Annotated in this window: 5 protein-coding genes; 4 read left to right on the top strand and 1 reads right to left on the bottom strand. The window is 43.1% G+C overall.

All coding sequences use genetic code 11. The features are described from left to right. Window positions 1-266: 266 nt before the first annotated feature. Window positions 267-1,226, bottom strand: a complete 960-nt coding sequence (nadA, locus tag O9300_RS06715) for a quinolinate synthase NadA (protein WP_190722664.1) — start codon at window positions 1,224-1,226, stop codon at window positions 267-269. A gap of 755 nt (window positions 1,227-1,981) precedes the next feature. Between nadA and O9300_RS06710 the strand changes: the two genes are divergently transcribed. The 4 genes from O9300_RS06710 to psbB all read left to right on the top strand — a co-directional run bounded on the left by O9300_RS06710 (window position 1,982) and on the right by psbB (window position 6,899). Beyond that, window positions 1,982-3,535, top strand: a complete 1,554-nt coding sequence (locus O9300_RS06710) for an ApeA N-terminal domain 1-containing protein (RefSeq protein ID WP_190357693.1) — start codon at window positions 1,982-1,984, stop codon at window positions 3,533-3,535. Between the two features lie 293 nt (window positions 3,536-3,828). Further along, window positions 3,829-4,590, top strand: a complete 762-nt coding sequence (tatC, locus tag O9300_RS06705) for a twin-arginine translocase subunit TatC (protein WP_002770330.1) — start codon at window positions 3,829-3,831, stop codon at window positions 4,588-4,590. Window positions 4,591-4,668: 78 nt separating this feature from the next. After that, the gene (locus O9300_RS06700; protein ID WP_287970796.1) at window positions 4,669-4,980 is read left to right on the top strand and encodes a hypothetical protein; all 312 of its coding nucleotides are present in this window, start codon (window positions 4,669-4,671) and stop codon (window positions 4,978-4,980) included. 392 nt (window positions 4,981-5,372) lie between these two features. After that, the gene (gene psbB, locus O9300_RS06695) at window positions 5,373-6,899 is read left to right on the top strand and encodes a photosystem II chlorophyll-binding protein CP47 (RefSeq protein ID WP_045362401.1); all 1,527 of its coding nucleotides are present in this window, start codon (window positions 5,373-5,375) and stop codon (window positions 6,897-6,899) included. Window positions 6,900-7,093 lie beyond the last annotated feature (194 nt).

Raw genomic sequence — 7,093 nt, 5'->3', positions numbered from 1 at the left:
AACTCGACCGACCCAACTGCAACAAAAAGCGTTAGATTTATTGGGAGTTTCTCTGATTTGTACCCAGTAACGGGGGGCTGGAAATTCTCTTAATCCCTTCTACAGCAGCGGTTATGGCCTTTTGTCAACGGGGAAGTCCAGATATTGGTGACTTTCTCTCACTTATGGTGAGCAGCAGAAGTTATTAAAAGAGGGCGAATGCAATTCGCCCCTACAATAATATTATTGCGCCATCTGATAACTGATAACTGATAACTGATAACTGATTAAGACATTTCTAACATTCTTTGAATCGGCAACAGTGCCTTAACTCTTAAATCTTCAGAAATAGTAATTTCTGGAGTTTTATCTCGCATACAGAGATACAATTTTTCGAGAGTGTTCAGTCTCATGTAGGGACACTCATTACAAGCACAGTTATTTAAAGCTGGTGCGGGGATAAATACTTTCTCTGGGGCGGATTTTTGCATCTGGTGAATAATCCCCGGTTCTGTGGCGACAATAAAGGTTTTTTCGGAACTTTTCAGGGAATAATTTAATAGTGCCGTCGTGGAACCAATATAATCGGCATGGCGTAAAACCGATGCTTCACACTCAGGATGGGCGATAATTTTTGCTTCTGGATGGGCGACTTTTAATTCTATTATCTTGCGTTCGGAAAAAGTTTCATGGACAATACAACTACCCTGCCAGAGAACTAAATCTCTACCAGTTTGCTGACTGACGTAACGACCTAAATTGCGATCGGGAGCGAAGATAATCGGTTGATGGGCAGGGATTTGATTAACTATTTTGACTGCGTTGGAACTGGTGCAGATAATATCACTCATGGCCTTAATTTCTGCACTGCAATTGATATAGGAAATCACGATATTATCGGGATATTGGGCTTTAAAACGAGCAAAATCTTCAGGATGACAACTATCAGCTAAAGAACATCCTGCATCTAAATCTGGCAGCAATACCAACTTATCTGGGTTTAAGATTTTAGCTGTTTCTGCCATGAAGTGAACCCCCGCAAATACGATCACATCTGCTGGCGTTCGGGCAGCCTGTTGGGATAAACCGAGAGAATCACCAATATAATCAGCTATATCCTGTATGTCAGAATTTTGATAGTAGTGAGCCAGAATAACGGCGTTTAATTCCTGTTTAAGCTCTTTAATTGCTGTAAATAGGTCATCAGGTAAGCTCGATCGATTTGCGGGTTGAACAGTTGTGAACACGGTGGCATTTATGGTTATTTTTACCAAATACTAAACAAGTCCCTATATCATAGCAAATTTTTTTAAAGTGATTAGGGAGCGAGAGCTTTTTTCCGTGCTCAGTAAACAGTCATCAGTAATCGGTGAACTGAAAACTCACATCTGATCACAAGGGCCGAATCTAAAACCTAATTGGTTAAGTTAAAAGCTTTGATGTGCTTAGTTTCTACCTTCTTTTTTGGAGCCTGTTGCCTTGTACCATGATTAACTCCCAATCCCACTTGAACAACCCGCTTCCTTCTCCCCAATGCTGTAACAAAAAACAACTATCCCCCGATAGCGATCGCTATTGGTCGAATAATTATAAATTTTTGTCAAGGGGTGCGGTCAGACATAGGAATCATCGCTAGAATGAGCCTGAATTGTCAGAAATTTAGTTAAACAGGGTTTTTGGCAATATGCTAATCTGGCTAACAAGCTTTTGGACGTGATATGGGGAAAACTTCTTGCGATCACGCTTAAATGGGGTGATATACAGAAAATTTCTACATATCGTTACTCTGGAGAGTGTTATACAGAAAGTTGACCTATAATATGTAGTTATGCCGCTTAGTCCTTGGTAGGGGCGTAACCGGAGCCGAAGCTGTTGGGATGTAGGGTTAGACTGGCGGAAAGTTTTTAGTAAAGTGTAATTTAAGGTTACTTGTGAGCAAACATTGCTCTGGAGAAAATTTCATAGTATAATCAGCGCCGAGCCAAATACATACTGAACGCAGATGCTTGAAGAATTTGTGAGCTTAGGGAAGTGGTGGCTTCCTAACAAACCAGAAGTAGTAGTTCCAGGAAAACTAAGCTTTTCGCCTGAGAGTGGCGCAACATTAGAATTAATTGGTTCGTTTTATAGTTCACAACTTAAAGAGATAGGTCAGGTAAAGATTTCTTCCATTGAAGGGGAATCAAATCTAACATCAGGTGTACGACTTGACTTTATAAAGCCTGAGGAAATCATTATTCTCGGTTTGCTTGATAACAATGAAAAAATTACCTTATACAGGTGTTCTGGACAAGTTAAAAGCTTTGAATTGACAAAACTCACAGCGAGTCTTTCATTCAATGTCGAGTATGTTTTTAGAAAAATTCACTTTGAATATGAACAGGACATAAAATTGAAATCTATTTCTGTTCAATATTCTCATCTAGAGAAATGGGTTGGCAAATCTGGAATACAGGTTTTTGCATCTCAAGAAGAGAACAAAATATGGATGAGTTATCAGCCGCCATCGAGTATTCATTTGGCGAAAATTGGCAGTCTCGATTTATATATTACCTTTTCTTCAGTATGTGTTTATCCATTTTACCCTAACGCGTACAATGCAAATATTGAGCAAAAAACTTATCTGACCATACAAAATCCCTGCAATCAACCAATAGATGATTGTGTCAATTTATTGATAAGATTCAGTGATTTGTTAAGCTTTGCAATGACAAAAGCAACTTCAGTAATTAAGGTTACTGGGAAAGCAGATGTCATTCATGAAAAGCCTGTACAGCAAGCAAATGGAGATTTCACACTGGAAAAAGAGGCGCGGGAAACTCAAGTCATCATAATATTTGGTTTATGGAATCCTACGAAGAGTTCTGAGATAAACTTGTCCCCCGATAAAATGCTATTTCTATTTAGTGATGTAGAAAACAATTTGGGATCATTCTTTGAAGCATGGATTAATAAAAGGGAGGAATATGAACCTGTTTTTGACTTGTTAATGGCAACAATGTATAGCTCTAGCCTTTACTTGGGTTATAAATTTCTAAATATAATCCAAGCTTTGGAGGCTTATCATACAAGAAAGTATGAAGGTTCATATCAAGATAAAAAGATTTACAAAAAAGGACTTTACAAGAAATTTATAGAGGTATTGAACGATTTTCCAAGTGAAAGTGATAATCAAGAAAATGGAATTAGTGATGAGTTTAGAAATGCTTTAAAGGGAAAACTAAAAAATCAAACAAGCTTTACTTTAGAGACAAGACTCAAAGAAATTATTAATAAAGTGTCCTCCTTGCTGCCAAATAATTTTATAGGAAGCGTAAAAGATAGGGAATTATTTTCTAGGAGAGCTTCTGAAACTCGGAATGCATTGACGCATCATAATAAAGAAAAACGACAACAGGCGGCAAGGGGTAGGGAGTTATTTCAACTTTTTCATACGTTGACTGTGATTCTACAAATTTGCTTATTAAGAGAGCTAAACCTTCCCGATGAGTCTATTAAAATTCTTGTGGAGCGAAATAGAGCATATCAGAAAGAATGGCGACCATCTTCAAACTGATTAACCACTCACGATTATATTGCTTGTTAAGTGCGATCGCTATTGCTGTAGGGTGCGTTCCCTAATGTGGCTCCCACTGCTCCACTGATCGATTTTTGGGGAACGCACCATGCACATTTATTGAAGTTGTGGGTTAAAGTGCGATGCCGCTCTGGTGGGTTGAGTTCTGGATTGGCAACCTGTCACCGAGCAAACCCGACGATGTTGGAATGATTCTGATAGCTGACGGCTAATAGCTAAGGGTTATCAATGCTAGGATAAAGGCTTGAGTAGAGAACGATCGAGCCAAAGCCATGTCATCGACAGAAGTAAAAACCCCACCCCCAGACAGTCCTGAATTCCTCGATGAGTTACCCGGAGAAGTGGAAATGTCCTTATTTGACCACTTGGAGGAGTTGCGGCGCCGGATTTTTTATAGTTTAATTGCCGTGGCTGTGGGTGCGGTGGGATGTTTTATCTTCGTTAAACCCCTAGTACAAGTGCTGGAAGTTCCCGCCCAAGGGGTAAAATTTTTGCAGTTGGCCCCGGGAGAATTTTTTTTCGTCTCCCTAAAAGTAGCTGGATATAGCGGCATACTGGTGGCTAGTCCGGTCATTCTCTTGCAAATTATCCTCTTTGTGCTGCCGGGGTTAACCCGTCGCGAACGGCGTTTAATTGTCCCGGTAGTGTTAGGATCGAGTGTCTTATTTTTTGCCGGTTTATTTTTTGCCTATATTGCCCTGATTCCCGCCGCTTTAAACTTTTTTGTCAATTATGGGGCGGAAGTGGTCGAACAAGCTTGGTCGATCGAGCGCTATTTTGAATTTGTCTTACTTTTACTTTTTAGTACCGGCATCGCCTTTCAAATTCCCGTTATTCAATTGATTTTGAGCTTTTTAGGCATTATTTCCTCGCAAACGATGTTATCGGGGTGGCGTTTCGTGGTTTTAGGGGCAGTGATTTTAGGCGCGATTTTAACCCCTTCCACAGATCCTCTCACCCAATCCCTGTTAGCAGGGGCGGTCTTGGGTTTATACTTTGGGGGCATTGGGGTGGTGAAATTAACGGGACGTTAGCAGTTTTTTGATAAAATTTGACGGCTGAAAACTAATTAAGCCAGAAAGCTAGAGATTGATTCTAGATTGAGTAACAAAGTGAAATATTTTTTCTTAACGGCAGGTTGGACAATAGGACGGGTGTGGGAATTTGGCGGTTTGTGGGATCACGCGAGTAGTTGGCGACGACCACCGCAGATAGAGCGATTAAATATCGGTATTTTAGAGGGAGAACAGGTTTTATGGCTTTATAGGGTGGAAGAAGCCGTGATTATGGTAGAAGTTGCCCCCAAGAGTGCAGAAATTGCCGATACTGTCCCCACCATCGGGCAAGTGGTGCTAAAACGCTTGATTAGTGCCGAACAAGTCCTCGAAATCCTGCAAAATGCCGAAGAAGTGCTGAGGAAGTAATCAGTTATCAGTTATCAGTTATCAGTTATCAGTCATAATTCCCCATCTCCCCACACCCTACACCCCACAGCCCACAGCCCACACCCTACACCCTACACCCTACACCCTACACCCTACACCCTACACCCCACACCCTACACCTCACACCCTACACCTCACACCTCACACCCCACTTCCTTATTTGGACTATTCTGGCGGAAGACCGATCGCAAAGACTTGAAATCTGTTCTAACAATAGTTACACTTCTTTAGAATAGATACACTTTTCAAGGGATAATGTAGGTCGGCTAACTCTTGCACTTAACAGTCGAGATTGTTGGGCTTATATTTTCACCCTGAATATAAAAAGCGTCTAAGTGGACACTAAATTGTCAATAGGAGGAGCGTAGTCAATGGGACTACCTTGGTATCGAGTACACACAGTCGTTCTCAACGACCCGGGCCGTTTAATTTCCGTTCACCTGATGCACACCGCACTGGTAGCGGGTTGGGCTGGCTCCATGGCCCTCTATGAGCTTGCTATTTTCGACCCCAGTGACCCCGTATTAAACCCGATGTGGCGGCAAGGAATGTTCGTGCTGCCCTTCATGGCCCGTTTAGGTGTCACTGGTTCATGGGGTGGCTGGAGCGTCACCGGCGAAACTGGTGTTGACCCCGGTTTCTGGTCTTTTGAAGGCGTTGCCGCCGCTCATATCGTCTTATCCGGTCTGCTATTCCTAGCGGCGGTTTGGCACTGGGTTTTCTGGGATTTAGAATTATTTATCGATCCCCGCACGGGCGAATCTGCGCTCGATTTGCCGAAAATGTTCGGTATTCACCTGTTCTTATCCGGTTTACTCTGCTTCGGTTTCGGTGCTTTCCATCAAACAGGCCTTTGGGGTCCTGGGATGTGGGTTTCCGATGCCTACGGTTTAACCGGTCATGTGCAGCCCGTAGCTCCCGAATGGGGACCGGCTGGTTTTAACCCCTTTAACCCCGGGGGTGTGGTAGCTCACCACATTGCTGCGGGTATCGTCGGGATTATCGCCGGTTTATTCCATTTAACCGTTCGTCCCCCCGAAAGACTCTATAAAGCCCTGAGAATGGGTAATATCGAAACGGTGCTTTCTAGCAGTATCGCCGCCGTTTTCTTTGCCGCTTTCGTCGTGGCCGGAACCATGTGGTACGGTAATGCTACCACCCCGATCGAACTCTTTGGCCCGACCCGTTACCAATGGGATAAGGGCTATTTCCAAGAAGAAATTGAGCGTCGCGTCGAGGCCAGCATCGCCAACGGAGCCACCATCGCCGAAGCTTACCAAGCAATCCCTGAAAAACTGGCTTTCTATGATTATGTCGGTAATAGCCCCGCTAAAGGTGGTTTATTCCGTACTGGTGCCATGGATAGCGGTGACGGTATCGCTAAATCTTGGTTAGGACACCCCGTGTTCAAAGATGGCGAAGGTCGCGTCCTCAGCGTGCGTCGGATGCCTAACTTCTTTGAAACCTTCCCCGTTGTCCTGACTGACTCGGAAGGTATCGTTCGCGCTGATATTCCCTTCCGTCGTGCGGAATCGAAACTGAGTATCGAACAAAGTGGTGTCACCGTTTCTTTCTACGGTGGCGCTCTCGATGGTCAGGTCTTCAGCGATCCTGCTGATGTGAAGAAATTTGCCCGTAGAGCGCAACTCGGTGAAGCTTTCGAGTTTGACACCGAAACCCTGAAGTCTGACGGGGTATTCCGCACTTCTCCGAGAGGTTGGTTTACTTTCGGTCATGCTGTCTTTGCTTTACTATTCTTCTTCGGTCACATCTGGCACGGTTCTCGTACTATCTACCGCGACGTATTCGCCGGGGTAGATCCCGATCTGGAAGAACAAGTGGAATTCGGTTTATTCCAAAAATTGGGTGATCTTAGCACTCGTAAACAAGAAGTTTAGTTTTAGCTAAATCATCCATATAACTAAAGGAGTCAAGTCTTTGACTCCTTTTTTTAATTAGGGTTTGCTGAATAAATCTAAAAACCTTGTTGGATAAGACTTTTGGACTTTTTTCCCCTCAAAAAGTGCCAGTTCTGGGAGTGAGGGGGGGAAAATTCAGGTACTTTTTCTCTGAAAATTAGGTAATTGACCAG

It is taken from the genome of Microcystis sp. LE19-195.1E, from assembly GCF_027532095.1.
Taxonomy (GTDB): Bacteria; Cyanobacteriota; Cyanobacteriia; order Cyanobacteriales; family Microcystaceae; genus Microcystis; species Microcystis aeruginosa.
Note: the sequence above shows the minus strand (reverse complement) of the source record. Positions and strands in the feature narration are given on the sequence as shown.

Coding starts and splice junctions, on each gene's coding strand:
- psbB (WP_045362401.1), top strand. CDS start 5,373: ATGGGACTACCTTGGTATCGAGTACACACAGTCGTTCTCAACGACCCG.
- O9300_RS06710 (WP_190357693.1), top strand. CDS start 1,982: ATGCTTGAAGAATTTGTGAGCTTAGGGAAGTGGTGGCTTCCTAACAAA.
- tatC (WP_002770330.1), top strand. CDS start 3,829: ATGTCATCGACAGAAGTAAAAACCCCACCCCCAGACAGTCCTGAATTC.